The organism is Streptomyces sp. DG1A-41 (assembly GCF_037055355.1).
In the GTDB taxonomy this organism is placed as follows: Bacteria; Actinomycetota; Actinomycetes; order Streptomycetales; family Streptomycetaceae; genus Streptomyces.
In genome coordinates, this window is the sequence record NZ_CP146350.1 from 8,521,337 (window position 1) to 8,548,022 (window position 26,686).

21 protein-coding genes and 3 pseudogenes are annotated in these 26,686 nt (G+C 71.4%); 14 read left to right on the forward strand and 10 right to left on the reverse strand.

What is annotated here, in order from left to right; genetic code table 11:
• Positions 1-10 precede the first annotated feature (10 nt).
• The 5 genes from V8690_RS39425 to rhaI all read right to left on the reverse strand — a co-directional run bounded on the left by V8690_RS39425 (position 11) and on the right by rhaI (position 7,090).
• Positions 11-1,489, reverse strand: a complete 1,479-nt coding sequence (locus V8690_RS39425) for a LutB/LldF family L-lactate oxidation iron-sulfur protein (protein ID WP_338784813.1) — start codon at positions 1,487-1,489, stop codon at positions 11-13.
• Positions 1,486-2,241 (reverse strand): (Fe-S)-binding protein, encoded by a 756-nt coding sequence (locus tag V8690_RS39430; RefSeq protein WP_338784814.1) that lies wholly within the window; start codon positions 2,239-2,241, stop codon positions 1,486-1,488. Before V8690_RS39430 ends, V8690_RS39425 begins: the two co-directional genes overlap by 4 nt.
• 69 nt (positions 2,242-2,310) lie before the next feature.
• Complete coding sequence (locus tag V8690_RS39435) at positions 2,311-3,747, reverse strand: rhamnulokinase family protein (protein ID WP_338784815.1); 1,437 nt, start codon at positions 3,745-3,747, stop codon at positions 2,311-2,313.
• Between the two features lie 8 nt (positions 3,748-3,755).
• On the reverse strand, positions 3,756-5,795 hold the full coding sequence (locus V8690_RS39440; protein ID WP_338784816.1) for a bifunctional aldolase/short-chain dehydrogenase: 2,040 nt from the start codon (positions 5,793-5,795) through the stop codon (positions 3,756-3,758).
• Between the two features lie 134 nt (positions 5,796-5,929).
• A complete protein-coding gene (rhaI, locus tag V8690_RS39445; RefSeq protein WP_338784817.1) occupies positions 5,930-7,090 on the reverse strand; it encodes an L-rhamnose isomerase in 1,161 nt (386 codons plus the stop codon).
• A 262-nt stretch (positions 7,091-7,352) separates the two neighbouring features.
• Here rhaI and V8690_RS39450 point away from each other — a divergent pair, with 262 nt between their 5' ends.
• From V8690_RS39450 to V8690_RS39500, 11 genes and pseudogenes are all read left to right on the forward strand, one after another.
• On the forward strand, positions 7,353-8,870 hold the full coding sequence (locus V8690_RS39450) for a sugar ABC transporter ATP-binding protein (protein ID WP_338784818.1): 1,518 nt from the start codon (positions 7,353-7,355) through the stop codon (positions 8,868-8,870).
• A complete protein-coding gene (locus V8690_RS39455) occupies positions 8,867-9,907 on the forward strand; it encodes an ABC transporter permease (protein ID WP_338784819.1) in 1,041 nt (346 codons plus the stop codon). The genes V8690_RS39450 and V8690_RS39455 overlap by 4 nt, the downstream gene beginning before the upstream one ends.
• A complete protein-coding gene (locus V8690_RS39460; RefSeq protein ID WP_338784820.1) occupies positions 9,900-10,892 on the forward strand; it encodes an ABC transporter permease in 993 nt (330 codons plus the stop codon). Before V8690_RS39455 ends, V8690_RS39460 begins: the two co-directional genes overlap by 8 nt.
• A gap of 30 nt (positions 10,893-10,922) precedes the next feature.
• Complete coding sequence (gene rhaS / locus V8690_RS39465; protein ID WP_338784821.1) at positions 10,923-12,008, forward strand: rhamnose ABC transporter substrate-binding protein; 1,086 nt, start codon at positions 10,923-10,925, stop codon at positions 12,006-12,008.
• Between the two features lie 45 nt (positions 12,009-12,053).
• Positions 12,054-12,374, forward strand: a complete 321-nt coding sequence (locus V8690_RS39470) for an L-rhamnose mutarotase (protein ID WP_338784822.1) — start codon at positions 12,054-12,056, stop codon at positions 12,372-12,374.
• 17 nt (positions 12,375-12,391) lie between these two features.
• Entirely contained in the window at positions 12,392-13,816 is a 1,425-nt protein-coding gene (locus tag V8690_RS39475) for a BNR repeat-containing protein (protein ID WP_338784823.1), read from the forward strand.
• A gap of 89 nt (positions 13,817-13,905) precedes the next feature.
• On the forward strand, positions 13,906-14,931 hold the full coding sequence (locus V8690_RS39480) for a LacI family DNA-binding transcriptional regulator (RefSeq protein WP_338784824.1): 1,026 nt from the start codon (positions 13,906-13,908) through the stop codon (positions 14,929-14,931).
• A 108-nt stretch (positions 14,932-15,039) separates the two neighbouring features.
• A complete protein-coding gene (locus V8690_RS39485) occupies positions 15,040-16,341 on the forward strand; it encodes an alpha/beta fold hydrolase (protein ID WP_338784825.1) in 1,302 nt (433 codons plus the stop codon).
• 50 nt (positions 16,342-16,391) lie between these two features.
• Positions 16,392-17,125 (forward strand): annotated as a pseudogene (locus tag V8690_RS39490) (PIG-L deacetylase family protein).
• Positions 17,126-17,197: 72 nt separating this feature from the next.
• Positions 17,198-17,994 (forward strand): annotated as a pseudogene (locus tag V8690_RS39495) (nuclear transport factor 2 family protein).
• 33 nt (positions 17,995-18,027) lie between these two features.
• Entirely contained in the window at positions 18,028-18,870 is an 843-nt protein-coding gene (locus tag V8690_RS39500; protein ID WP_338784826.1) for a pentapeptide repeat-containing protein, read from the forward strand.
• On the opposite strand, the gene V8690_RS39505 is transcribed toward V8690_RS39500, so the two are convergent.
• Positions 18,832-20,328, reverse strand: coding sequence for a cytochrome P450 (locus V8690_RS39505; RefSeq protein WP_338784827.1), 1,497 nt, complete (start codon positions 20,326-20,328; stop codon positions 18,832-18,834). The genes V8690_RS39500 and V8690_RS39505 overlap by 39 nt on opposite strands.
• A 106-nt stretch (positions 20,329-20,434) precedes the next feature.
• Here V8690_RS39505 and V8690_RS39510 point away from each other — a divergent pair, with 106 nt between their 5' ends.
• Positions 20,435-21,043 carry a TetR/AcrR family transcriptional regulator gene (locus tag V8690_RS39510; RefSeq protein WP_338784828.1) on the forward strand — a complete coding sequence of 203 codons (609 nt, stop codon included), beginning with the start codon at positions 20,435-20,437 and terminating at the stop codon, positions 21,041-21,043.
• A gap of 85 nt (positions 21,044-21,128) precedes the next feature.
• Positions 21,129-21,857 (forward strand): DUF2470 domain-containing protein, encoded by a 729-nt coding sequence (locus V8690_RS39515; RefSeq protein WP_338784829.1) that lies wholly within the window; start codon positions 21,129-21,131, stop codon positions 21,855-21,857.
• Here the strand turns inward: V8690_RS39515 and V8690_RS39520 are convergent.
• The 3 genes from V8690_RS39520 to V8690_RS39530 all read right to left on the reverse strand — a co-directional run bounded on the left by V8690_RS39520 (position 21,825) and on the right by V8690_RS39530 (position 24,976).
• Positions 21,825-23,021 (reverse strand): lactonase family protein, encoded by a 1,197-nt coding sequence (locus V8690_RS39520; RefSeq protein ID WP_338785628.1) that lies wholly within the window; start codon positions 23,019-23,021, stop codon positions 21,825-21,827. The genes V8690_RS39515 and V8690_RS39520 overlap by 33 nt on opposite strands.
• Positions 23,022-23,139: 118 nt before the next feature.
• Positions 23,140-24,393, reverse strand: coding sequence for an aromatic acid exporter family protein (locus V8690_RS39525; RefSeq protein WP_338784830.1), 1,254 nt, complete (start codon positions 24,391-24,393; stop codon positions 23,140-23,142).
• Between the two features lie 88 nt (positions 24,394-24,481).
• Positions 24,482-24,976: an FBP domain-containing protein gene (locus V8690_RS39530; protein WP_338784831.1), complete on the reverse strand. Its 495-nt coding sequence runs from the start codon at positions 24,974-24,976 to the stop codon at positions 24,482-24,484.
• A 65-nt stretch (positions 24,977-25,041) separates the two neighbouring features.
• On the opposite strand from V8690_RS39530, the pseudogene V8690_RS39535 reads away from it, so the two are divergent.
• A pseudogene (locus tag V8690_RS39535) lies at positions 25,042-25,975 on the forward strand (DUF3626 domain-containing protein).
• On the opposite strand, the gene V8690_RS39540 reads toward V8690_RS39535, so the two are convergent.
• Entirely contained in the window at positions 25,915-26,565 is a 651-nt protein-coding gene (locus tag V8690_RS39540; RefSeq protein ID WP_338784832.1) for a PAS domain S-box protein, read from the reverse strand. The pseudogene V8690_RS39535 and the gene V8690_RS39540 sit on opposite strands and share 61 nt — an antisense overlap.
• Positions 26,566-26,686: the final 121 nt, after the last annotated feature.

Below are 26,686 nucleotides of genomic sequence, written 5' to 3' on the forward strand. Positions count from 1 at the left end.
CGACCCCTGTTCACTCGGCCCCGCCCTTCCCGCCGCGCGTCCGCTGCCACCAGTCCCGGAACGGCTCGGCGGGCACCGGCGGCAGATCCCGGGTCCCGCTCCACGCCTTGCCCGGGCCCGGCAGCGTACGGGGATGGAAGCGGCGGGTCCGGGAGGCGGCGCGCTGGCCGGTGCGCAGCGCGCCCGGGTGTGTGAACGCCCAGCGTGCCGCGCGCATCGCGGCCCGCTCGGCGGCATGCCCCTTCGCCGGCCGCAGCACCACCCTGTTGCCCTCGCGGGTGACCTCCCCGCCCTCCACGACCCGTTCCCGCAGATGCACCAGCACCTCGGGGATGTCGATGGCGACCGGGCACACCTCGTAGCACGCGCCGCACAGCGAGGACGCGTACGGCAGCGAGGCATCGATCTCACTGCCTGTGCCCCGCAGTTGAGGGCTGAGGATCGCGCCGATCGGGCCCGGGTACACCGAGCCGTAGGCGTGGCCGCCGGCCCGTTCGTAGACCGGGCACACGTTGAGGCACGCCGAGCAGCGGATGCAGCGCAGCGCCTGGCGGCCGACCTCGTCGGCGAGGGTGTCGGTGCGGCCGTTGTCCAGCAGCACCAGATGGAACGTGCTCGGACCGTCCCCGCCGGTCGTTCCGGTCCACGTCGACGTGTACGGGTTCATGCGCTCGGCCGTCGAGGAGCGGGGAAGGGTCTGGAGGAACACCTCCAGGTCCCGCCACGTGGGCACGATCTTCTCGATGCCGACGACCGAGATCAGCGTCTCGGGCAGCGTCAGGCACATCCGGCCGTTGCCCTCCGACTCGACGACCACCAGCGTGCCCGTCTCGGCGACCATGAAGTTGGCCCCGGAGATGCCGACCTTGGCGCGCAGGAACTTCTCCCGCAGGTGCAGCCGGGCCGCTTCGGCGAGTTCGGCGGGCGTGTCGGTGAGGCCCTCGGGGGCGGGGCGGCCCCACTCGCTCATCTCGCGGGTGAAGATGTCGCGGATCTCGCCGCGGTTGCGGTGGATGGCCGGGACGAGGATGTGCGAGGGACGGTCCTTGCCCAACTGCACGATCAGCTCGGCGAGATCGGTTTCGTAGGCGCGGATGCCCTCGGCCTCCAGCGCCTCGTTGAGCCCGATCTCCTGTGTGGCCATCGACTTGACCTTGACGACCTCCGACTCGCCGGTCATCTTCACCAGCTGGGTGACGATCTCGTTGGCCTCGTCCGCGTCGGCGGCCCAGTGGACGATGCCACCGGCCGCCGTCACCGACTCCTCCAACTGCTCGAGGTAGCGGCCGAGATGGCGCAGCGTGTGGTCCTTGATCCGCTTGCCCGCCTCGCGCAGCTCGGACCAGTCGGACACCTCCGACACGGCCTTGGCCCGCTTGGCGCGGATGGTGTGCGTGGCGTGCCGCAGATTGCCGCGCAGGGTCTTGTTGCCCACGGCCTCCCGCGCGGCCTCCGGAAACGCCGGCATCCCGACGAACGTCCCGCTCATACGGCCGGTTCCCCCTCCGTGCTCGCCAGGATCTCCGCGATGTGCACCGGCCGCATGCCGGCCCGCAGCCGGGTCATCGTCCCGCCGATGTGCATCAGGCACGAGTTGTCGGCCGCGCACAGCACCTCGGCGCCCGTCGACTCGGCGTTGCGCACCTTGTCGGTGCCCATCGCCGCCGAGACGTCGGCGTTCTTCAGGGCGAAGGTGCCGCCGAACCCGCAGCACTCGTCGGCCCCCGGCAGCTCGACCAGCTCCAGTCTCTTCACGGCCCGGAGCAGCCGCCCCGGCCGGTCGCCGAGGCCCAGCCCGCGCAGGCCGTGACAGGTCGGGTGGTAGGTCACCTTGTGCGGGTAGTACGCCCCGACGTCCGTCACGCCCAGCACGTCGACCAGGAACTCCGTGAGTTCGTACGTCTTCGGCACCACCGGCGCCAGCGTGGCGGCGAGGGTGTCCCCGCGCCCCTCCGCCCGGGCCCGCTCGCCCATCCGCGGATACAGCTCCCGCACCATCGCCCCGCACGATCCGGACGGCGTCACGATCGCCTCGTACTCGCCGAAGACATCGGAGAAGTGCCGGGCGAGCGGCTCGGCCTCGTGACGGTATCCGGTGTTGTAGTGCGCCTGGCCGCAGCAGGTCTGCGCCATCGGGAAGTCGACGTCGACGCCCAGCCTGGTCAGCAGTTTCACCACGGCGCGCCCGGTGTCCGGATACAGCGTGTCGTTGACGCAGGTCAGGAACAGGGCGACACGCATCGCGGCTCCTTGTGGTCGGTCATCGGATGAGTCAGCGTAGTCCGGGGACGGGACCCGGGGGAGACCCCGTCAGTCCCCGGCGAGCCGGTCCTGCGCGGCGCGCCACCGCTCGGTCCCGCCGCGCGGCTCGTACCGGGTGAGCGGCTGCGTACGGACGAGCAGCCGCCGCATCCCCGCGAGGTCGCCGACCAGCCCGTGGGCCCGCGCCTGCACGAGCACGTTCCCCAGTGCCGCCGCCTCGGTCGGCCCCGCCACCACCGGCAGCCCGCAGGCGTCGGCGGTCAGCTGGCACAGCAGCGCGTTGCGCGTTCCGCCGCCCACCACGTGCACCACGTCGACCGGATGCCCGGCGAGCCGCTGCGCGTCCTGGACGGCCTTGCGGTGGGCGAGGGCGAGGGAGTCGAGGATGCAGCGCGTCACCTCGGCCGGCGACTCGGGCACGGGCTGCCCCGAGGCCCGGCACGCCTCGGCGATCCGCTCCGGCATCCGCCCCGGCGCGAGGAACGCCGCGTCACCCGCGTCCACGACCGACCGCAGCGCCTCCACCTTGGACGCCTCCAGCAGCAGCCCGCCCAGGTCCGGGTCGCCCCAGGCCCGCACGCACTCCTGGAGCAGCCACAGCCCCATGATGTTGCGCAGGTACCGGACCGTCCCGTCCAGCCCCAGCTCGTTGGTGAAGTTGGCCGCCCGGCTCTCCTCGGTCAGCACCGGCGCGTCCAGCTCCAGACCGGCCAGGGACCAGGTGCCGGTGCAGATGTATGCGAACCGCTCACGCCCGGCGGGTACGGCGGCCACCGCCGACGCGGTGTCGTGCGACCCGACCGCCGTCACGGGCACGGGACCGGTCAGCCCGGTCTCCTCCAGCACCGCGTCCCGCAGCACACCCGCCGGGTCACCGGGCTGCCGCAGCGGCGCGAACAGGCCCAGGTCGATCCCCAGCCGCGAGGCGATGTCGTACGACCAGTCGCGCGTCCGGGGATCGATCAGCTGGGTCGTCGAGGCATTGGTGAGCTCGGTGCCCTGCTCGCCGGTGAGCCAGAACGTCAGGAGGTCGGGGATGAGCAACAGCCGCCGGGCGGAGGACAACTGGGCCGAGGACCGGGCCGCCGTCAGCTGGTACAGGGTGTTGAAGGGCGCGTACTGCAATCCGGTCGCGGCGTACAGCTCCTGCGCCGGGACGGTCGCCCACACCTTCTCCGCGACCCCCTCCGTCCGGGAGTCCCGGTAGTGCACGGGATTGCCGAGGAGCGCCCCGTCCGCGTCGAGCAGCCCGTAGTCCACGGCCCAGCTGTCGATCCCGACGGAGTCGACCCGCCCGGCCGCCTTCAGCCCGTCCAGCACCCCCGCGTACAGACCCAGGACGTCCCAGCGCAACCCCTCGGGCACCCGCACGGGCCGGTTCGGGAACCGGTGCGCCTCGGTCAGCTCCAGGCTGTCGGGGCCGACGCGGCCGACCATGACGCGCCCGCTGGACGCGCCGAGGTCGACCGCGGCGTACGATTTCACGGCCGCGCTCACCGCAGGAAGGCGGCCGCGACGCCGGCGTCGACCGGGATGTGCAGCCCGGTGGTGTGGGTCAGGTCGCCACCGGTGAGGGCGAAGACCGCGTTCGCGACATGCTCGGGGAGCACCTCACGCTTGAGGATGGTCCGCTGGGCGTAGAACTCGCCGAGCTTCTCCTCCTCGACCCCGTACACGGCGGCCCGCTGGGCCCCCCAGCCACCGGCGAAGATCCCGGAGCCGCGCACGACACCATCGGGGTTGACCCCGTTGACGCGGATGCCGTGCTCGCCCAGCTCGGCGGCGAGCAGCCGCACCTGGTGCGCCTGGTCGGCCTTGGTGGCCGAGTAGGCGATGTTGTTCGGACCGGCGAACACGGCGTTCTTCGAGGCGATGTAGACGATGTCGCCGCCCAGCCCCTGAGCGATCATCACCCGCGCAGCTTCCCGCGACACGAGGAAGGACCCGCGCGCCATGATGTCGTGCTGGAGGTCCCAGTCCTTGGCCGAGGTCTCCAGCAGCGGCTTGGAGATCGAGATACCGGCGTTGTTGACGACGAGATCGACGCCGCCGAAGGCCAGCACGGCCGCCCGGAACGCCTCGGCGATCTGCTCTTCGGACGTGACGTCCACGGTCACGGCGACGGCCTTGTCCGGACCGCCCAGCTCGTCGGCGACGGCCTGGGCGTTGTCGCCGTTGAGGTCCGCGACGACCACGCACGCCCCCTCGGCCACGAGCCGGTGCGCGATGGCCTTCCCGATCCCGCTGCCGGCACCGGTCACCAGCGCGACCCGCGTCGCGAGCGCCTTGGGCTTCGGCATCCGCTGGAGCTTGGCCTCCTCGAGGGCCCAGTACTCGATGCGGAACTTCTCGGACTCCTCGATGGGCGCGTACGTGGAGACGGCCTCCGCCCCGCGCATCACGTTGATGGCGTTGACGTAGAACTCGCCGGCCACCCGGGCGGTCTGCTTGTCCTTGCCGAAGCTGAACATGCCCACGCCCGGGACCAGCACGATCGCCGGGTCGGCGCCGCGCATGGCGGGGGAGTCGGGCAGGGCGTGCCGCTGGTAGTACGCCGCGTACTCCTCGCGGTACTCCGCGTGCAGCTCCTTCAGCCGGGCGATGGCCTCGTCGAGCGGAGCGGCCGGCGGCAGGTCGAGGACAAGCGGCCGCACCTTGGTCCGCAGGAAGTGGTCCGGGCAGGACGTGCCCAGCGCGGCCAGCCGCGGATGCTCGGCGCTCGCGAGGAAGTCGAGAACGGCCTCGGAGTCGTTGAAGTGCCCGACCTGAGGCCGGTCCTGGGACGCGATGGCCCGGACGTACGGCGCGAGCGCGGCGGCCCGCTCCCGGCGCTCCCCGGCACTCAGCGCGGCGTACCCCTCGATCACCGGCCCGAAGGGCTCCTCCTTGCCGCGCTCGGCGAGGAACTTCTCCGCGGTCCGGATGATGTGCAGCGAGTTCCGCTCGCACTCCTCGGACGTGTCACCCCAGGCGGTGATCCCGTGCCCGCCGAGAATGCACCCGATGGCCTGCGGATTGGCCTCCTTCACGGCCGCGATGTCCAGCCCCAGCTGGAACCCGGGCCGCCGCCACGGCACCCACACGACACTGTCCCCGAAACACTCGGCGGTCAGCTTCTCCCCGTCGGCGGCGCAGGCGAGCGCGATACCGGAGTCCGGGTGGAGGTGATCGACATGCGCGGCCTCGACGAGCCCGTGCATGGCGGTGTCGATGGACGGCGCCGCACCGCCCTTCCCGTGCAGGCAGTAGTCGAACGCGGCGACCATCTCGTCCTCACGCTCGACGCCCGGATAGACATCGACGAGCGCCCGCATCCGGTCCAGCCGGAGCACGGCGAGCCCCGCCTCCGTGAGCGTGCCGAGATCACCGCCGGACCCCTTGACCCACATCAACTCGACATCGCCGCCGGTGACGGGGTCGGTCTCAGTGCCTTTGGCGGAGGCGTTGCCTCCCGCGTAGTTGGTGTTGCGGGGATCAGAGCCGAGCCGGTGGGAACGGGCCAGGAGGGCGGCGGCCTCGGGATGGAGTGTCATGGGTACCGGTTCCTTTCAACGGAGGGGAGGGTGGGATTCCTGGGGGCGCGGGGCTGTGTTGATCAGCGGCTCCGCCGCGGGGCGCGACCAGCCACACACGGCCCGCCTCGCAGACAACAGATCTCGGCAGACGCTTACGCACCCCACCCCGCCTGCTCCCCACCGACCCGCTCGGCAACGATCTTCTCCGCCCACCCGGAACGTCGGTACGCGGCGATCGGGTCCGGGTCGAGACCCAGTTCCCCGCGCACCTCGGCGAGGAGCGGGCGGACGTCGGTGTTGTACGCGTCCATCAGCACGGCGTTCGCCCCGAGGACGTCACCCGACTTCTGTGCCTCGCCCAGCGCCTCACGGTCGACGAGGAGTGCCTTCGCCGTCGCCTCCTGCACGTTCATGACCGACCGGATGATCGCCGGGATCTTCGCCTCGATGTTGTGGCACTGGTCGAGCATGAAGGCGACGTCGGAGGTGAACCCGCCGCCACGGATCACCTCGTACATGATCCGGAACAGCTGGAAGGGATCCGCGGCCCCCACCATCAGGTCGTCATCCGCGTAGAACCGCGAGTTGAAGTCGAATCCCCCGAGCTTCCCCTCCCGGAGCAGCGTCGCCACGATGAACTCGATGTTGGTCCCCGGCGCGTGGTGCCCCGTGTCGACCACGACCTGAGCCTTCGACCCCAGCTTCAGGCAGTGGGCGTACGCCGTGCCCCAGTCCGGCACATCGGTCGAGTAGAACGCCGGCTCGAAGAACTTGTACTCCAGCAGCATCCGCTGCTCGTCGCCCAGCCGCTCGTAGACCTCCGCGAGCCCCTCCGCGAGCCGGTCCTGCCGGGCCCGGATGTCGTCCTGCCCGGGATAGTTCGTCCCGTCGGCGAACCACAGCTTCAGATCACCGGACCCGGTCGCATCCATGATGTCGACACACTCCAGCAGATGGTCGACGGCCTTCCGGCGCACAGCAGCCTCCGGGTGGCAGATGCTCCCGAGCTTGTAGTCGTCGTCCTGGAACGTGTTGGAGTTGATCGCACCGAGCTTCACCCCACGCTGCTCGGCATGCTTCGCCAGCGCCGCGTAGTCGTCGACCCTGTCCCACGGAATGTGCAGGGCGACCGTCGGGGCGACCCCCGTGAACTCGTGCACCTTCGCCGCGTCGTCCAGCTTCTCGTACGGATTGCGAGGCACACCCGCTTGCGCGAACACCTTGAAGCGCGTGCCCGAGTTCCCGTACGCCCACGACGGCGTCTCGACTGCCTGGGTCTTGAGAGCGGCCTTCACCGCGGCGAGCTCGGTCACGTCAGGGCTCCTGAGGCATCGGGTCGTAACGACCACGGAATGAAACGATTCAGGACGCGAAGTTATGGGCCCCCCGAAGGGGTGTCAACCCCTGCGGTCAACACGGTTTCCCGTGACCAGGGCGTGATCTTCTGCCCTCGAAACTTTTTCGACCGGAACCCATTGACGTGACATGCGCGGCCCGCCTAACGTCCCGGCAACCCAGTTGAAACCTTTCACGACGTCGAGAGGGCCGTCCCGCCGGCGTCGTCGAGGAGCCCCCATGACCCACCCGTCCACCACGGGTCCGGCCCCGGTTCTGGCACTGAGGGACGTCTCCAAGTCCTTCGGTGCGGTCCGCGCACTGCGGGACGTCTCCCTGGAGCTGTTCCCCGGGGAGGTGCACGCCCTCGCCGGCGAGAACGGTGCCGGCAAGTCGACCCTCATCAAGACGCTCGCCGGGGTGCACCGGCCGGACGCCGGCCAGGTGCTGCTCGACGGTGCGCCCGTCGCCTTCCACGGACCCGGCGACGCCCGCGACGCGGGCATCGCCGTGATCTACCAGGAGCCCACACTCTTCCCCGACCTGTCGATCGCCGAGAACATCTACATGGGCCGCCAGCCCCGGCGCGCGCTCGGCCGGATCGACCACAGGGCCACGCACAACGCGACCGCCGCCCTCATGGAGCGCCTCGGAGTCGAACTCGACCCCGACAGGCCCGCCCGCGGCCTGTCCATCGCCGACCAGCAGATCGTCGAGATCGCCAAGGCCCTCTCCTTCGACGCCCGCGTCCTGATCATGGACGAGCCGACCGCCGCGCTCACCGGCAGCGAGGTCGCCCGCCTCTTCGGCGTCGTACGCACCCTGCGCGAGCAGGGCGCCGCCGTGCTGTTCATCTCCCACCGGCTGGAGGAGATCTTCGAGATCTGCCAGCGGGTCACCACCCTGCGCGACGGCGCCTGGGTCGGCAGCGAGCCGCTGGACGGTATGACCGAGGACGACCTGGTGCGCCGCATGGTCGGCCGTGACCTCGACGAGCTGTACCCCAAGCAGGACGTGCAGCCGGGCGAGGTCGCCCTGAGCGTGCGCCGCCTGACCCGCGAGGGCGTGTTCACCGACGTCTCCTTCGACGTACGGCACGGCGAGATCGTCGGCCTGGCCGGACTCGTAGGCGCCGGGCGCACGGAGGTCGCCCGGGCCGTGTTCGGCATCGACCGCTGGGACGCCGGCGAGGTCACCGTGGACGGCGAGGCCCTGGTCAACGGCGCCCCGTCCACCGCGATGTCCGCCGGACTCGCCCTGGTCCCCGAGGACCGGCGCGCCCAGGGCCTGGTGATGGACATGTCCATCGAGCGGAACATCGGGCTCACCGGGCTGCGCACGACCGTGAAGGCGGGCCTGATGGACCGCGGCGCCGAGCGCAGCCGCTCCCTCGACTGGGCCGTCAAGCTCCAGGTCAAGTACGCCCGGATCGCCGACACCGTCAACACCCTGTCCGGCGGCAACCAGCAGAAGGTCGTGCTCGCCAAGTGGCTCGCCACCGGCCCCAAGGTGCTGATCGTCGACGAGCCGACCCGCGGCATCGACGTCGGCACCAAGGCCGAGGTGCACCGGCTGCTGTCGCAACTGGCCGCCGACGGCGTGGCCGTCCTGATGATCTCCTCCGACCTGCCCGAGATCCTCGGCATGGCCGACCGCGTGCTGGTGATGCACGAGGGCCGCCTCACCGCCGAGATCCCACGCTCCGACGCCACCGAGGAAACCGTGATGGCCGCAGCCACCGGGAGGGCCGCCGCATGACGGTCGTCACTCCCCAAGAAGCCCCTGTGGCCGACGTGCCCAAGTCGAGCGGCACCCGTCTCGTCGACCGCGTCTTCAAGATGCGCGAACTCGCCATCCTCGCCGTCTTCCTGGTGATGATCGCCGTCACCCAGGCCGGCAACAGCCAGTTCCTCTCCGAACAGGGCATCAAGGACCTGCTGCTGAACGCGACGATCCTCGTGCTCGTCGCCACCGGCCAGTCCCTCGTCGTCATCACCCGCAACGTCGACCTGTCCGTCGGATCCACGCTCGGCATCAGCGCCTTCGCCGCCGGCACCCATCTCCAGGGCGGCGGCAACCCGGTCGTGGCCATCGCGCTGGCGGTCCTGCTCGGCATCGGCTTCGGCCTGCTCAACGGCCTGCTCGTCAGCCTCGGCCAGGTGCCCGCGCTCGTCGTCACCCTCGGCACGCTCTACATCATCCGCGGCATCGACTCCATCTGGGTCGGCTCCCGCCAGATCACCGCGGCCGATCTGCCCGGCGGTTTCGTCGACTTCGGCTCCGGCGGCATCTCGGCGGTGCCGTATCTGGCGCTGATCGCGCTGGCGGTGCTGGTGGCGACGGCCTACTACCTCAAGCACTTCGCCAGCGGCCGCGAGCTCTACGCGCTCGGCTCCAACCCCGAGGCCGCCCGCCTCGCCGGCATCCCCGTGCGCAAGCGGATCCTCGCCGCGTACACCTTCTGCGGCGCCCTCGCCGGACTCGCCGGCGCGATGTACCTCGCCCGGTTCGGAAACGTCGACTCCGGCACCGGCAACGGCTACGAACTGACCGTCGTCAGCGCGGTCGTCGTCGGCGGCGTCGTCTTCACCGGCGGCTCCGGCAGCGTCTACGGCGCGGCCCTCGGCGCACTGCTGCTGACCTCGATCAACAGTGTGCTGCCCGCCCTCGGCGTCAGCTCCGTCTGGGTGCTCGCCATCAACGGCATCCTGCTCATCCTCGCCATCGCGGTCGACCGGATCGTCGCGCTGCGCGTGGCCTCCGCACTGAAGAAGAGGAACGCCCGCCATGGCTGACATCTCCCTGAGCCGAGCGGTCCGCTGGGACACGGTCGTCGGCGCCCTGCTGATCGTGGTCCTGCTGTTCTCCTTCGGCTTCGTCGACGGGTTCGGCAACGCGCTCAACCTGTCGTTCCTGATCGGCAACACGCTGCCGATCGCGCTGATCGCCCTGCCGATGACCCTGCTGGTGGTGTCCGGCGAGATCGACCTGTCGGTGGCCTCGACTGCGGGCCTGTCCGGTGCCGTGATGGGCGCCCTGTGGAACCAGGGCATGGCCATCGAGACGATCATCCCGATCTGCCTGCTGCTGGGTGTCGTGTGTGGACTGATCAACGGCCTGCTGGTGACCAGGCTCGGTCTGCCGTCCCTCGCCGTCACCATCGGCACACTGGCCGCCTACCGGGGCATCGCGCAGATCGTGCTCGGCTCCGACGCGGTGACCGACTTCCCCACCCAGTACCTGGACTTCGCGGCCGGGCGCATCGGGGACACGTTCATCCCGTACGCCTTCCTGCCGTTCCTCGTCCTGCTCGCCATCGCGGTGGTCGCGCTGCACGCCACGCCGTTCGGGCGGTCGCTGTTCGCGATCGGGGCGAGTGAGGAGGCGGCGCGCTTCGCCGGGATCCGGGTCAAGCGGCAGAAGCTGCTGCTGTTCACGGTGACCGGCCTGATGGCCTCGCTCACCGGGATCTTCTGGGCGCTGCACTACGCGAGTGCGCGGTACGACAACGCGACGGGGCTTGAACTGTCGGTTGTGGCCGCGGTGTTGCTCGGTGGCATCGACTTCGACGGTGGCAAGGGAACGTTGGGCGGCGCCATCGCCGGGGTGTTCCTGCTGGGGGCGCTTCAGAACGTCATGAGCCTCCAGGACGTCTCCGCGCAGTCCCAGATCGTCGTCACCGGCGTCCTGCTCGTTCTGTCCGTGCTCGGCCCCCGGGTCGTACGGCAGATCTCCGTAGCGAGGGCGGGCCGTAGAGCCGCCTCGACTCCGACCTCGTAACTCAGCCCTTCCTCGTAAAGGACCATCATCATGCGTAAGTCGACTCTCCGCCGCAGCTGCGCGGCGCTCGCCACCGCCACCTCTCTCGCCCTGGCGCTCACCGCCTGCGGTGGCGGCACCACCAAGAAGGACGTGCAGAGCGAGGGCGGTTCGGCCGCCACCGCCGGCAAGGCCGACCCGAACGCCGAGCTGAAGAAGGGCCTGACCGTCGGGTTCCTGCCCAAGCAGGTCAACAACCCGTACTTCACCACCGCCGACAAGGGCGGCGAGAAGGCCCTGGCCGAACTGGGCTCCAAGTACAAGGAGGTCGGTCCGTCCAGCGCGACCGACACCTCCGGCCAGGTCTCCTACGTCAACACGCTCACTCAGCAGCAGGTCGACGCGATGGCCGTCTCCGCGCAGGACCCGGGCGCCCTGTGCACCGCGCTCAAGCAGGCCATGAAGAACGGCATCAAGGTCGTCACCTACGACTCCGACACCACGCCCGACTGCCGCAACGCCTTCGTCTCGCAGGCCTCCGCCGAGGACCTGGGCCGTACCGAGGTGCAGCTGCTCGCCAAGCAGATCGACTACAAGGGCGAGATCGCGATCCTGTCCGCCGCGCAGACCGCGACGAACCAGAACACCTGGATCGACTTCATGAAGGACGAGCTGAAGAAGCCCGAGTACAAGAACATGAAGCTGGTGAAGGTCGCGTACGGCAACGACGACGCCCAGCAGTCCTTCCAGCAGACCCAGGGCCTGCTCCAGGAGTACCCGAACCTCAAGGGGATCATCTCCCCGACCACCGTCGGCATCAAGGCCGCCGCCCAGTACCTGTCGGGCTCCAAGTACAAGGGCAAGGTCAAGCTGACCGGCCTCGGCACCCCGAACGACATGCGCAAGTACGTCAAGAACGGCACCGTCGAGGCCTTCGAGCTGTGGGACCCGGCCAAGCTCGGCGAGCTGGCCGCCCGTACCGCCGTCGCCCTGTCCTCCGGGCAGATCACCGGCAAGGAGGGCGAGACCTTCAAGGCCGGCTCCATGGGCGAGTACACCATCGGCAAGGACGGCGTGATCAGCCTCGGCAAGCCGACCGTGTTCGACGCCAAGAACATCGACCAGTTCAACTTCTGATCACCTGTTCCGACCACCGCGTTCCGATCACCGAAAGGGCTGTTGATGCAGCGCGTGTGCTTCCTGCTGAAGGTCCGGGCGGACCGCCTCGACGAGTACCGCGAGCGGCACGCCGCCGTGTGGCCCGAGATGCTCCAGGCACTCTCGGACACCGGCTGGCACAACTACTCGCTCTTCCTGCGCGAGGACGGCCTGCTGGTCGGCTACTTGGAGACCGAGGACTTCGAAGCCGCCCTGGCCGGGATGGAAGCCACCGAAGTCAACGCCCGCTGGCAGGCGGAGATGGCGCCGTTCTTCGAGTCGCTGGACGGCGCCCGGCCCGACGAGGTCATGAAACCGCTCACGGAAGTGTTCCACCTCGCCTGAACAATGGAGTTCATGAGATGCACAGACGTACGCTGCTGGCCGCCGCCCTCGCAGGTGCGGTGGTGACCCCCGCCCTCGCCTCCGGCACCGCGCGGGCCGCCGACCCCGGCCCCTCCGTCACCCGGACCGGCACCACCACGCTCGACAACCAGGCCATCTTTTTCGTGTCGTACGACGGCCTGGTCAACAACAACGCGTTCCAGAAGAACGGCCTGCTGACCTACAAGGGCTACCAGTACGCCGTCTGGTACACCGCCGACCGCAACGCCGTCGTCGGCCGCCGCGCCCTCGGCGCCAGTACCTGGTCGACCGTGAAGGTCGGGCACACCCTGCGCTACAACGACTCCCACAACGTCATCTCGATGGGCGTCTCCAAGGCCGACGGCCGGCTGCACCTCAACATGGATTCCCACAGCGACGGCTTCACCTACGTCAAGTCGGTCGCCGGGCTCATGGACAACCCCGCCGGGCTGAGCTGGACCGCCAGCCGCTTCGGCGCGCCCCAGTCCACCCTGGACGGCTTGGCCCTGACCTCGCAGTTCACCTACCCGCAGTTCATCTCCACGCCGGAGGGCAGGCTCCAGCTGAGCTACCGCGTCGCCGTCTCCGGCAACGGCCGCAACGCGCTCGCCGAGTACGACGGCACGAAGTGGACCAACCTCGGCGAGTGGTCCAGCTCCACCGGCACGTACACCAGCGAGCACGGCTCCTCGACCGCCCGCAACATGTACCTGCACGGCATCGACTACGACCGCAGCGGCCGGCTGCACTCCTTCTTCACCTGGCGCGAGCAGAACGGCGCCGTGATGTGCAGCAGCGGCGGCATCACCAACCACGACACCGGCTACGTCTACTCCGACGACCGCGGCCGCACCTGGCGCAACAACGCGGGCACTGTCGTCGGTGTCACCGGCGGCTCCGACAAGGTGTCCGTGAACAACGCCGGCCTGGTCGTCGACCCGCTCAACCCGGACCACTCCCTGATGAACCAGGAGAGCCAGTTCACCGACTCCGCGGGCCGGCCGCACGCGATCATCTCCTACGTCCCGGGCCGCTTCGGGCAGTGCACCACCAACTACGTCACCGACCGGACGCGCAACGGCCGCGCCTTCCACGTCCGCAGGAACGCCTCCGGCACCTGGCAGAAGACCGAGATCCCGGTCCCGCTCAACTCCAGCCAGCGCACCAAGCTGATCCTGGACAAGTACGACAACGCGTACGCGATCTTCCCCTTCGGCCGCATAGCCGGGGCCTCCGCCGCCTCCGGATACACCGACTGGAAGATCCTGTTCGACGGCAGCGGCCTCAACGCCTTCGGCGAGGTCGTCATCGACGAGACACGCGTCGCGCAGGACGGGGTGCTGTCCTTCATGTACCAGGAGAAGTCCAGCGGTACGACGCCCTCGGCGCTGCACGTGATCGACTTCCGCCTGCCCGCCTGACCGAAGCCGGTCGCCGGGGCGGCATGCCGGTAATGTGAAGCCGCCGCTCCGGCCGCCGCCCCCTCATCTCACCAGGAGGTCCCTGCCGCATGGCCCAGTCGGTGGGTATCAAGGACGTCGCCCGCGCCGCCGGAGTCTCCGTCGGTACGGTCTCGAACGTGATCAACCGCCCGGACACCGTGGCGGCCGAGACCCGGGCCCGCGTGCTGTCCGCGATAGACCGGCTCGGCTACGTCCGCAGCGAGTCCGCGCGCCAGCTGCGCGCGGGCCGCAGCCGCATCATGGGGCTGCTCGTCCTCGACATGGGCAACCCCTTCTTCGTCGACGTGGCCCGCGGCGCCGAACGCGCCGCACGCCAGGCCGGACTCGGCGTGATGGTCTGCAACAGCGCCCAGAATCCGGGCGAGGAGGCCGAGTACCTGTCCCTCTTCGCCGAGCAGCGCGTGCGCGGCGTGCTGCTCACCCCGGCCGACGCCACGGGCCGCAACATCGAGGCGTTCCGCCGGCACGGCATCCCGTTCGTCCTGGTCGACCGGGTCGCCGAGGGCGCCACCGAGTGCTCGGTCTCCGTCGACGACGTCGCGGGCGGCGCCCTGGCCGTACGCCATCTCGTCGACGCCGGGCACCGCTCCATCGCCTACGTCAGCGGCCCGCCCGGCCTCAACCAGGTCCGCGACCGCCGCACGGGCGCCCTCGAAGCGCTGGCCGAGGCCGGGCTCGGCCCCGACGCGCTGCGCGAGCTGCCCACCGAACGGCTGGACGTCGCCGCGGGCCGGGACGCCGGCGCCCGCCTGCTCGGTCTCGCCGACCGGCCGACCGCCGTGTTCTGCGCCAACGACCTGCTCGCGCTCGGTGTCCTCCAGGCCATGTACGCGGCCGGCGTCGACGTCCCGGACGACCTCGCCATCGTCGGCTACGACGACATCGAGTTCGCTGCGGCCGCCGCCGTCCCGCTCACCTCGGTACGGCAGCCCGCCGTCACCATGGGCGCCATGGCGGCCGACCTGCTCCTGGAGGAGACGGAGGAGGAGGGCCCGGCCCGGCCGCACGAGCACCGGAGGGTCGTGCTCCAGCCCGAGCTGGTGGTCCGGCGCTCCAGTCTGTCCGCACGCTGAGCCTGAACCGCCGTTCGGCAAGGTTTCATGATCGAAGGGCTCACTCGCGGACGTCCCCTGTGATGAACTGGGATGCGGTCCGAAAATCCGTCCGTCCCGGGAGCCCTGTTGACCCTCAGCTACCGCCAGCCCGGAGTCGTCCTCACCGACCGCCGCTTCACCGTCCCCCTCGACCACGACCACCCCGGCGGCGAGACGATCGAGCTGTACGCCCGCGAGGTCGTCGCGAGCGACAAGGTGCACCAGGACCAGCCGTGGCTGCTCTACCTCCAGGGCGGGCCCGGCTTCGGCGCGGACCGCTCCGTCGGCAGGCCCGGCTGGCTCGGCCGCGCGCTGAAGGAGTACCGCGTCCTCCTCCTCGACCAGCGCGGCACCGGCCACTCCACGCCCGCCAACCGCCAAACGCTCCCGCTGCGCGGCGGCCCCGCCGAACAGGCCGACTACCTCACCCGCTTCCGCGCCGACTCGATCGTCCGCGACTGCGAGGCCATCCGCGCGCAGGTCACCGGCGGCGCCCCCTGGACCGTCCTCGGCCAGAGCTTCGGCGGCTTCTGCCTGACCACCTACCTGTCCCTCGCGCCCGAGGGCCTGGCCACCGCCGTGATCACCGGCGGGCTGCCCTCCCTGGACGCCCACGCCGACGACGTCTACCGGGCCGCCTTCCCGCGCATCGAACGCAAGGTCACCGCGCACTACGCCCGCTACCCGCAGGACGCCGAACGCGCCCGCCGCATCGCCGACCACCTCCTGAACCACGAGGTGGTCCTGCCGAACGGCTACCGGCTCACCGTCGAGGCCTTCCAGTCCCTCGGCATCGTCCTCGGCACCGGCGACGGCACCCACCGCCTCCACTACCTCCTCGAGAACGCCTTCGTCCGCACCCCGCAGGGCTTCACGCTCTCCGACGCGTTCCAGGAGCAGGCGCAGGGCATGCTGTCCTACGCCCGCCATCCGCTGTACGCCCTCGTCCACGAGTCGATCTACGGCCAGGACGCCCTTCCCACCGCCTGGTCGGCCGAGCGGGTCCGCGCCGAGTTCCCGCAGTTCGACGCCGCGAAGGCCCTCGCGGGCGACGAACCGCTGCTGTTCACCGGCGAGTCGATCCACCCCTGGATGTTCGACTGCGACCCGGCGCTGCGTCCCCTGCGCGAGACCGCCGACCTGCTCGCCGCCCGTACCGACTGGACGCCCCTGTACGCCCCGGCCCGCCTCGCCGCGAACGACGTACCGGTCGTCGCCGCCGTCTACCACGACGACATGTACGTCGACACGGCCCATTCCCTGCGGACCGCCCGCACGATCCGCGGCCTGCGCACCTGGATCACGGACGAGTACGAGCACGACGGCGTACGGACCGGCGGCGGACGGGTCCTCGACCGGCTGCTGGCGCTGGCGCGCAACGAGGCGTGACGCCGTGCCGGACGCGTGGTGATGCCGGTGGCGCGGATTAGTCTGCCGACATGACGACCACTCAACTCCAGCCCATGCCCGGCGACTGGCGGCGTGCCCTCGCGGTCGTGGCCCACCCCGACGACCTCGAGTACGGCTGCTCGGCGGCGATCGCGGCCTGGACCGACGAGGGCCGCGAGGTCGCCTATGTGCTGGCGACCCGGGGAGAGGCGGGCATCGGCACACTGGAGCCAGAGCGGTGCGGGCCGCTGCGGGAGCGGGAGCAGCGGGCGAGCGCGGCGGTGGTCGGCGTGTCGGTCGTGGAGTTCCTCGACCACAAGGACGGCGTCATCGAGTACGGCACCGCCCTGCGGCGCGACATCGCCGCCGCGATCCGCCGGCACCGGCCCGAGCTGGTCATCACGCTCAACCACCGGGACACCTGGGGCGGCGTCGCCTGGAACACCCCGGACCACGTGGCCGTCGGCCGGGCCACGCTCGACGCGGCAGGCGACGCCGGCAACCGGTGGATCTTCCCGGAGCTCACCGAGCAGGGCCTCGAACCGTGGGACGGCGTGCGCTGGGTCGCCGTCGCCGGTTCCAGCACCCCCACGCACGCCGTCGACGCGGCGCCCGGCATGGAGCGCGCGGTGCGCTCGCTGCTGGAACACCGCACGTACATCCGGGCGTTGACCGACGAGGACCCGGAGACATACGTCCGCGGCTTCCTCACCCAGCACGCCGAGGCCACCGGGGAGCGGTTCGGGGCAGGCCGGCGGTGGCGCTCGAACTGTTCGGCAGATGACCGCGGATGACGGGGGAGACGATGACAGGCAGCGCGGAGCTGGCCGACCGGTTCGAGCATCACCGGGGGTGACTGAGGCCGTCGCCTACCGCATGCTGTCCAGGAGGCCTGGCTGAAGCTCAGCCGCACCGACGCGGACGACATCCAGAACCTCGGCGGCTGGCTCACCACGGTGACCGGCCGGGTATGCCTGGACCTGCTGCGAGCGCGGGATCGACGACACCTTCGTCCCGGACCCGGTGCTCAGACCCTTGTCGCACATCGACCCGGAGCAGGAGGTGCTGCACGCCGACGCGATCGGTCTGGCCCTGCTCGTCGTCCTGGAGAACCTGGAGCCGGCCGAGCGGCTCGCGTCCGTGCTGCACGACATGTTCGCCGTGCCGTTCGACGACATCGCGCCGATCGTGGAGCGCAGCCCGGCCGCGACCCGGCAGCTGGCGAGCCACCGCGCCCGGCGCCGGGTGCGCGGCGCCACCCCGGCGGCCGAGCCGGTTCTCGGCCGTCAGAAGGAGGTCCTCGACGCCTTCCTGGCGGCCTCGCGCGGCGGGGACTTCGAGGCGCTGCTCGCGCTTCTGCACCCGGATGTGGTGCTGCGGGCCGACTCGGGTGCCCTGGTGCGCGGCGCGGCCGTGTCCAAGGTCGTCCAGGGGGCGAAGGCGGTGGCCGAGCAGGCGCTGATGTTCGCCCGGTTCGCGCAGTCCGCGGAGCTGGTGCTGGTCAGCGGCTCGGTCGGGGTCGTCAACGCGCCCGAGGGACGCATGCGGTCCGTCATGGGGGTCACGATCGCCGACGGCCGGATCACCGCCATGTACATCCTGGCCGACCCCCAGCGGCTGGAGCGCCTGGAGACACCCGGGCTCACGGGGTGACACCGGCGGCCACCAGGTGAGTTCTCATTTCGTATGCTGAACGGCATGCGGGATCACCAGGCCGCGCGGGCGGAACTGCGCGGCGACTGCGAGCGGTGCTTCGGGCTGTGCTGCGTCGCCCTGCCCTTCACGGCCTCCGCCGACTTCGCGGTCGACAAGGACGCCGGCACCCCCTGCCGCAACCTCCAGAGCGACCACCGCTGCGGCATCCACGCCAGGCTGCGGCAGAAGGGGTTCACCGGCTGCACGGTCTACGACTGCTTCGGCGCCGGGCAGCAGGTCTCGCAGATCACCTTCGGCGGCCAGGACTGGAGGTCCGGGCCGCCGGAGCACGCCCGCCGCATGTTCGACGTCTTCCCGGTCGTCCGGCAGCTGCACGAGCTGCTGTGGTACCTGACCGAGGCGCTAGCCCTGCCCGCGGCCCGTCCCGTCCACGCCGATCTGCGGGGGGCCCTGGAGAAGACCGAGGAACTGACCGGGCTGACCCCCGAGGAACTCGCCGGGCTGGACGTGGCGGCGCACCGCCAGGAGGTCAACGTCCTGCTGCTGAGGACGAGTGAGCTGGCCAGGGCCGGCACCAAGGGCCGCAAGAAGAACCGCCGGGGCGCGGACCTCGTGGGCGCCCGCCTCAAGGGTGCCGACCTGTGCGGGGCCGACCTCCGCGGCGCCTACCTCATCGCCGCCGACCTCACCGGCGCGGATCTGCGGGGCGCGGACCTGATCGGCGCCGACCTGCGCGACACGGACCTCACGGACGCCGATCTGACCGGGGCGTTCTTCCTCACCCAGCCGCAGCTGAACGCGGCCCGGGGGAGTGCCGGGACCCGGCTGCCCGCGTCAGTCACCCGCCCCGGGCACTGGACGGCGCAGGTCTGAGGCCGGCTCCCGCACCGGTGTCCGGCGCTCCGGGTGCAGCCGTAGCCCCTCCGGCATCAGCGTCAGCCGTTCCGTCACCCGCAGCCGGTACGCCGGGTCGGGCCGCATCTCGTAGCGCCGCAGCAGCAGGCCGAGTACCAACGTCGCCTCGTGCAGGGCGAACTGGCGCCCGATGCAGGCTCGCGCCCCGGTCCCGAACGGCTTGAAGGCGTGCGGGGCCCGGGACCGTACGGCCTGTGTGTCGAAGCGGTCCGGGTCGAACCGCTCGGCGTCCGCGCCCCACACCTCGGGGTCCCGGTGCAGCATCGGCGTCAGCACCAGCGCCCACGCCCCGCGCCGCATGGGATGCTCCCCGGCCAGCACCGTGTCCTCGCGCGCCTCCCGGGCGAAGGCGGGCGCGGTGGGCCACAGCCGCAGTGACTCGTCCAGCACCCGGCGGACGTAGCGCAGCCTGGCCACCTGCTCGTAGGCAGGTTCCGCCGTGTCTCCCCAGACACGGTCCACCTCGGCGCGGGCCCGGGCCGCGACCTCGGGGTGGCGGGAGAGGTAGTGCAGCGCGAAGGAGAGCGCGCCCGAGGTCGTCTCGTGGCCCGCGACGAGGAAGGTGATGACCTGACGGCGGACGTTCTCCGGCGCCAGCCGTTCCCCGGTCCGGGCGTGGGCCGTCTCCAGCATCCGGTCGAGCAGGTCCCCGTCCCCGCGGCCGGCGGCGCGCCGGGCCCGGACCAGCTCGTCGACCGTGCGGTTGAGGTAGGCGATGTCGGCCGCGTTGCGACGGCTCGCGCTCCGCAGCAGCAGCGGGGCCAGCGGGAAGGGCACCGTGTTGAGCCGCTGCGCGTACGTCAGCGTGCCGACCATCGCGGTCACGAAGGGATGCGGCCGGGAGCGTTCGAACGACCCGAAATCATGGCCGAAGCCGGTGCGCGCGATCGTCTCCAGCGTCAGCTTGGTCATGTCGCCCGGCACGTCCACCGCCCGGCCCGTCGCCGCCGCCCGGTCCCAGTGCGCCGTCAGCTGCCGCGCGACGGCCAGCATCATCGGGTGGTAACCGGCCATGGCCTCGCGGCTGAACCCCGGGGCGAGCACGTCGTGCGCCAGCTGCCAGTTGGGCTCGTGGTTGTACGCCGTGAACAGGCCGTCCCCGGCCACCGGCCGCAGGTTCGCTATGCCCAGCCCCACGTGCTTGGCGAACCGCGACTCGTCCGCGAGGTCGGCCGCGTGCCGGGCGCCCCACACGAACACGAACTCCTTGCCGAAGGCCTTCCGCCGGAAGACCGGACCCAGTTGGCGGGCGTACCGGAGCGAGTCCTGGAGGGGAGTGCGCCGGTTCACGCCCACCACGTCACCGAGCAGCGGGATCCGGCGCGGCGGGTGCGGAATGCGGTCCAGCTCCGGCCAGCCCAGCTCGGCTCCCCGGAACCCCTTGGGCAGCCCTTCCCGTATCGGCGCCTCCGTCATGACGCGATCTCCCTTGATCCAGCGGCGGGTTCGACGTGTTGTACGTGGGTTCAATAGCGGTTCAGTCTGGTCCCGTTGTTGAACCGGCGTCAAGTAAAGTGCGGGCATGGCTGCGAACCAGGGCGGGCGCACGCGCCGCCGGCTCAGCACCGAGGAGCGCCGGGAACAGCTTCTGGCCGTCGGCGCGCGGCTGTTCTCGGAGAGTCCGTACGACGACGTGTGGATCGAGCAGGTCGCCGAGATCGCCGGGGTGTCGCGCGGGCTGCTGTACCACTACTTCCCGACCAAGCGGGACTTCTTCGCGGCGGTCGTCGAGTGTGAGAGCGAGCGGATTCTGCGCATGTCCGCGGCGGTGCCCGGCGTCCCGGTGCGTGACCAGCTCGCGGGCGGCCTCGACACGTTCCTGGAGTACGTTCAGACCCACGCCCACGGCTACCGCGCCTTCCATCGCGCCGACGCGGCCGGGGATCAGGCGGTGCGGCGGGTCTACCAGCGGGCCCTGGCCGCGCAGGAGCGGCAGATCCTCGCGGCGCTCGCCGTCGATCCCGAGTTCGGCCCGGCCTGTGAAGGGCGGCCGGAGATGCGGCTCGCCGTGCGCGGCTGGCTGGCGTTCACCACGTCCGTCTGTCTGGAGTGGCTGCGGGGCACGGAGTTGAGCCGGGAGCAGGTGCGCGAGCTGTGTGCCCGCGCCCTGCTGGGCGTCCTCGCCCCCTGAAAGGCCTCGTAAAGATCACGTGACGCGGTTGGCTCACGCCCCGATCTTCGGTAGGTTAGGCAAGGCTTACCTAAGGAGGTCTGGGATGGGTGACGACAGCCACAGCTGGACGGCGGCACCTGCCGCGGCGGAGCGGGCGCGCTCGGTGCTCGCCGCCGCGTGGTCCTGCTCGGTGACCGCGGAGGGCACGCGGGAGGAGCTGGTCGGCGCGCACACGGTGACCGAGGACGGCCGGGTGATGGTGGCCGTGCCGCAGGACAGCGCCCTGCTCGGGGCCGCGATCTGCGCGCCCCGCGGCGAGCCGTCCGCGGTGCTGGAGTTCGCCGACGTGGCCCCCGTCCCCGTGCGCGACCGGATCCGCGCCCGGCTGTGGCTCGCGGGCTGGTTCACCGTCGAGGAGGACCGGCTGGCCTTCCGGGCCACGCGCGTGGTGCTGCGGCAGTCGTCCGGGGCCGTGGTCGTCGACCTGGACGACTTCGCCGCCGCGACGCCCGATCCGCTCACCACGGCCGAGGCCCGGCTGCTGACGCACCTCGCCGACTGCCACGCGGACGCGGTCGAGCGGCTCACCCGGCTCGTCGACTCCGACAGTCTGCACGGCGCGGTCCGCGTCCAGCCGCTCGCCGTCGACCGGCACGGACTGACGCTGCGCGTCGAACGCGCCCGCGCCCACGGCGACGTACGACTGGCGTTCCACGCGCCCGCCGACGACGTCGCGCAGCTCACCGAGCGCATGCACGTCCTGCTCAGCCAGGCGACCGCAGCGTCCTGCCCGCGGGCCCTACAGTGGCAGCGCACAGACGGCGACCGGTGACGGAAACGGTTCACCGGCGCGCCGCAGCGCGCCGTCCGTCTCGTCCACTCGGAAGACGGTCACGGTGCCGGACTTCTGGTTCGCCGCGAACAGCAGCGTGCCCTCCGGCGAGAAGGCGATCTGGCGCGGGAAGTCCCCGCCCACCGGCACGGTGTCCAGCAGCCTGAGCCGGGCACCGTCCGCCTCGACGGCGTAGCGCGTGAGGCTGTTGTGGCCGCGGTTGGCGAGAAAGGCGTAACGGCCGTTCGCGGTCACCAGGATCTGCGCCGGGTAGTTGGTGCCCGAACCGGTGCCCGTGGACTGCGCCTCGCCGACCGTGACGCGGCCGGAGGCGGGGTCGTACGAGCAGACCGCCACCGTGTTGTCGACCTCGTTGGCGAGGTAGGCGTACCGGCCGCCGGGGTGGAACGTCAGATGGCGCGGGCCGGCGCCCGGCCGGGTCCGCGCCTGCGCGACCTCGGTGAGCGTGCCGGCCTTCTCGTCGAGCTGGTACGTGTAGACGGTGTCCGTACCCAGGTCCACCGCGAGGACGTGCCCGCCGTCGGGGCTGGTGAAGAACTGGTGGGCGTGCGGACCGTCCTGACCCGGCCCCGGCGCCGGACGGGAGTGCCGGACGAGATCGGTCCGCTCGCCGAGAGCGCCCGAGGCGTCGATCGGATGCACCGCCACGCTGCCCGAGCCGTAGTCCGCGCTCAGCAGCCAGCGCCCGCCCGGATGAACCGACAGATGGCACGGGGCGGCGCCGCCGGTGCTCCGGCTGCCCAGGATCTTCCGGTCGGACAGCCGGACGGCGGTCACGGCGCCGTCCTCGCGCTCGTTCACCGCGTACAGCGTCCGGCGGTCCGGGTGGATCGCGAGGTACGACGGGTCGCCGACGCCGGTGAGCGTGCCGGTGCCGGTGATCCGGCCCGTCGCCGCGTCGTACGTGGCCAGGCCGATTCCCTTGCCGCCGCCTGCGACGGAGGTGTAGGTGCCGAGGTAGAGCGGGCGCGGGCCGGAGGGGCGCCGGGCCTCGCGGGACGGGCTCACGCTCGGCTCGGGGGCCGCCGGACTCGTCGGGGTCGCGGGCGCGGGCGCGTCGTCACAGGCGGGCAGCGCCGCCGCGGCGGCCCCTGACGCCAGCGTGCCGACGAACCGGCGCCTGCTCCAGCCACCACTACCCATGTCGCCCCTCAGGTCGTCACTCGTCCCCGCCGCGACAGCCACCTTGGCGTGGATCACCCACCGGGTGCAACAACGGCACCGAGCGTTGCGCGCGGCGCGATCCGCGCCAGGCGGTCGCTCACCGAGAACGCCCGCCGACCCCCGTACGGCTGCGCCACATCTGCTCCTGAACGCCGAGGCGCTCACGCAGCCGCGTCAGGCGGGGCATCCGCGCGCGCTGCTCCCGCGAGACCCGGTCCAGTTCCTCGAGCAGGCGCCGGGTGCGGTGCTCGGTGTCGAGCTCGTCCAGGATCCGGTTGACCTCCGTCAGGACGGCGCCGAGCAACTGCCAGTGCCGCGTCTCGCGCCCGGCCTCCTCGCGCAGCAGCAGGGCCAGCTTGTCCCGGGTGCTCGCCGCGGTGCGCAGCTCCGCGGCGAGACGTTCCTCCGCCGACTCGGCGCTGGTACTGAGATGGGTGGTCACCAGCACCGCGAAACTCACCACGGCGTCGGCGATCTCGGACAGCAGCTGCTCCAGCGCGGCGCCCGTCTCGGCCTCGAACAGCGGCTCCGGCTCGCGCCTTTTCGCGAGGTCGGTCAAGGAGCGCGCGAGCACCCGCAGCACGACCGTGCAGATCTCCAGAGTGTCCAGGCCGGTGCGCAGCACCACCCGGTGCAACAGGCCCTCCCGCACGCGCGGGTTGAGCCGCAGGCTGTCCTCCGCCTGCCGGAGCGCCGCGTCCACCTCGACGATGTCATGGTCCAGGCGCCGTGCCTCGTGCAGCCGCTCCGCCGCGAGATCGGCGGGTGTACGGCCGGCGGCCTCCTCGCCCATGCGCAGCATCAGCTGCCGCAGCCGGCGCGCCAGACCCTCGATCGACGCGCCCGCCTCCTCAACCCACACCGGCGGAGCCAGCAGCAGATTGCAGCCGAGCCCGACGACCGCGCCGATCAGCGTCTCCACCACCCGGGCCCAGGCGGTGTCCCCGACGGTGGTGACCCCGAGCACCAGCATCGCGCTGATCGCGACCTCGGGTACGTACTCCTCCACCCGGACCAGCCGTCCCACGACCAGCGAGGCCACGAGGAGCAGCGCCAGGCTCCACCAGGTCAGGCCCACCAGCAGGCTGAACGCGATGGCGACGAGAACGCCGGTCACCACGGCGTTCACCCGCCGGAAGCCGTTGGTGAGCGTGGCGTACAGGGTCACCTGGACGACCAGCAGTGCCGTCAGGGGAGCGGTGAGCGGTGCCGCCTCGGGGCTCAGCCGCAGCGCGATGACGTAGGCGATCGTCGCCGCGAACGCGGACCGCACCGTCTGGACGACCGCGGGGTCCCGGCGCTTGTGCATGATCCGTTTGGCGTGCGCCGTCCACTCACGTACCTCTCGCATCCTCGGGCTGTTCCCCTTCCCCGGCGTATCGAACGCATCCGATGAAGAGGACGTTAGTGCCGGGGAAACCACGGGCGACCGAGGACCGTCAGGCGGACACCTTGTCGAGAAAGGCGGTCAAATGGCCCATGGTCCGGTCGATCTGCTCCTCCAGGGTGAGGCTCTCCTCGAAGCGGCCCCCGCTCTCCGGCACCTTCTTCCCGCGCAGGTACAGCGAGCAGGCGAGGTCCGTGCACATGTACGCCCCGACGGAGTTCCCCTCGCGTCCGGCCGCTCCCGCCTTCCGCGCGGTCATCAGCGACACACCGCCCCGTGGGTGTGTCGTCAGGCACAGCGAACACATGCTGCGATGCAGAAAGCCGCGCTGCGCGGCCTGGAACCGCATCGCCAGCCCGACGAGCCGCCCCTCGCGCTCGGCGACCAGGTAACTCCGGTCGGGTGCCCCCGGATCCCGCCACCCGAGAAAGTCGAGATCGTCCCAGGGTCGCTCGGCGAGGTCCCGGGGGACGGCCAGGCGCTTGGCTTCTCCCTTGGAGCAGTTGATAAACGAGTTGCGGATGTCCTGCTCGGTGAGTGATCTCATGGGAGGGCTCCTGGTCGTCGTGGCTGAAACCTAGGGGCCCTAGGTTTCGGGGCCAGGTTAGAAACATGGGTGAGGGGGAGCCAGTGAATTTCCCGGAGGTCGCGTCCGCGCGGGCACGGGCGGCGCTGCGCCATGTGGCGGGCGGCTCGTCGGGGCCCGCCGTCGATCCGGAGGTGCGGATCACGCTGAACTTCCACCCGGACCGGCCGGCGGGCGACGTGCTCGTCCTCGTGGCGTTCGCCCGGGACGGCGCCTACCACTCGCAGTTCGTCACCGGCACCAGCAACGGCGGCCTCACGGCCCGCCCCGGCGGTGACCGGTGGCGCTGGGAGAGCCGTATCTTCGGCGGGGCCTACGACGAAGCGGACGCCCACGAGCGGCCCGTGTACGGCGCCCTGAACTTCCGCCGGCAGGTGGTCGGCGCAGCGCCTCGCTTCGGCTCCTCGCACTTCCGGCTGAACGCCGGCGTCCTGCCCCGCGCCACGTTCTGCTACCCCGACAGCGCCGCCGAGCCGTCCCACTTCGGCGTGGCGGCCGGGATGTCGCTCATCGCGCCGGCCGAGGCGGACGAGCGGGACGCCCTCGACGACTACATCGAGGCGCACGTGCACGGAGGCGTCGATCTCGCCCGGGACGTGGAGGCGCTGGTGCTGGACGCCGGCTGACCGCGGCACACCGGTCGAGGCCGCGGCCCGGCGCCTGCCCTGCCCCCTCGAGTGGCACCCCGGCTACCGGCTCACCGTGGCCGGGTTACGGCGCCACGCGGACTACCGCGGCCGGGAGTACGCGGAACTGGGTGCCAGGATCGCCCGGGACGGCCTCGTCGACCCGCGGGCCATCGGCGACGCCGCCCGGACGGGTCGCTACGAACCGCAAAACCTGAAGATGGTGTGGCACACCCTCGCCCGCTTCGGAGCCCCGGAGGGAGCGGGCACGGCCTACTCCGCGGCCGGGGCCTCCGGTGGCCAGACTCCCGGCGTGAGCACCCCCAGCGCATAGGCGCGGGCCACCAGTTGGGTGCGGTTGGCGGCGTGCCAGCGGGAGGACAGGCGGCGCAGGTGGTAGGTGACGCCGTCGGCGGTGAGGCCGGTCTCGCGGGCCGCCCGGGCCGTGGTGGCGCCGGCGGCCAGCAGGGCCAGGATGCGGGCCTCCATCGGAGTGACCCGGGCCGGTCCGGCGGGTGGGGCGGGGGAGGGGGCGCTTTCGCCGTCCACGCGGAGCATCACCAGCAGCGCAGGCGTGTCCTCCACCGTGTCGCTCACCGGGTCCGCCGTCAGCTCCCCGTAGCGCTCCGCGCCGCCCGGTGCCCGCCAGCGCACCGACACCTGGTAGCGCGAGCGGTGCCGCAGTCGCAGGGCCTGGGCGATGCGCTCCACCTGCGTGGCCTCCCGCGGGCTGAACAGGTCCAGCACGTCACGGCCGCGCAGCCGACCCGGCGTCGTACCGCACTCCGCGGCCATCGCCGGATTGGCGAGCAGCACCGCGCCGTACACGTCGCACACCGCGACCGGCATCGCCACCCGGTCGAAGAGCAGCAGGGCGCGGTTGCGCCATGTCACGGCCTCCTGCCGGGCCTGGTTCACGAGCATCTCCTGCCACGCCGGGCCGCCCCCGCGCAAGGGCGACGCGTCTGCATGTACTACACGATCATGTAGGGCCGCGGCGCCGTCCGCCGGGTCCCGTGGATCACGCTGGATCGCAGTACTTCCG

Excerpts from the sequence above, each read along its gene's own strand:
- V8690_RS39510 (WP_338784828.1), top strand. The coding sequence starts at position 20,435 with ATGGCTGCGAACCAGGGCGGGCGCACGCGCCGCCGGCTCAGCACCGAG.
- V8690_RS39480 (WP_338784824.1), top strand. The coding sequence starts at position 13,906 with ATGGCCCAGTCGGTGGGTATCAAGGACGTCGCCCGCGCCGCCGGAGTC.
- V8690_RS39470 (WP_338784822.1), top strand. The coding sequence starts at position 12,054 with ATGCAGCGCGTGTGCTTCCTGCTGAAGGTCCGGGCGGACCGCCTCGAC.
- V8690_RS39515 (WP_338784829.1), top strand. The coding sequence starts at position 21,129 with ATGGGTGACGACAGCCACAGCTGGACGGCGGCACCTGCCGCGGCGGAG.
- V8690_RS39475 (WP_338784823.1), top strand. The coding sequence starts at position 12,392 with ATGCACAGACGTACGCTGCTGGCCGCCGCCCTCGCAGGTGCGGTGGTG.
- V8690_RS39425 (WP_338784813.1), bottom strand. The coding sequence starts at position 1,489 with ATGAGCGGGACGTTCGTCGGGATGCCGGCGTTTCCGGAGGCCGCGCGG.
- V8690_RS39460 (WP_338784820.1), top strand. The coding sequence starts at position 9,900 with ATGGCTGACATCTCCCTGAGCCGAGCGGTCCGCTGGGACACGGTCGTC.
- V8690_RS39540 (WP_338784832.1), bottom strand. The coding sequence starts at position 26,565 with ATGCTCGTGAACCAGGCCCGGCAGGAGGCCGTGACATGGCGCAACCGC.
- V8690_RS39450 (WP_338784818.1), top strand. The coding sequence starts at position 7,353 with ATGACCCACCCGTCCACCACGGGTCCGGCCCCGGTTCTGGCACTGAGG.
- V8690_RS39455 (WP_338784819.1), top strand. The coding sequence starts at position 8,867 with ATGACGGTCGTCACTCCCCAAGAAGCCCCTGTGGCCGACGTGCCCAAG.
- V8690_RS39500 (WP_338784826.1), top strand. The coding sequence starts at position 18,028 with ATGCTGAACGGCATGCGGGATCACCAGGCCGCGCGGGCGGAACTGCGC.
- V8690_RS39530 (WP_338784831.1), bottom strand. The coding sequence starts at position 24,976 with ATGAGATCACTCACCGAGCAGGACATCCGCAACTCGTTTATCAACTGC.
- V8690_RS39520 (WP_338785628.1), bottom strand. The coding sequence starts at position 23,021 with ATGGGTAGTGGTGGCTGGAGCAGGCGCCGGTTCGTCGGCACGCTGGCG.
- V8690_RS39505 (WP_338784827.1), bottom strand. The coding sequence starts at position 20,328 with ATGACGGAGGCGCCGATACGGGAAGGGCTGCCCAAGGGGTTCCGGGGA.
- V8690_RS39440 (WP_338784816.1), bottom strand. The coding sequence starts at position 5,795 with ATGACACTCCATCCCGAGGCCGCCGCCCTCCTGGCCCGTTCCCACCGG.
- V8690_RS39430 (WP_338784814.1), bottom strand. The coding sequence starts at position 2,241 with ATGCGTGTCGCCCTGTTCCTGACCTGCGTCAACGACACGCTGTATCCG.
- rhaS (WP_338784821.1), top strand. The coding sequence starts at position 10,923 with ATGCGTAAGTCGACTCTCCGCCGCAGCTGCGCGGCGCTCGCCACCGCC.
- V8690_RS39525 (WP_338784830.1), bottom strand. The coding sequence starts at position 24,393 with ATGCGAGAGGTACGTGAGTGGACGGCGCACGCCAAACGGATCATGCAC.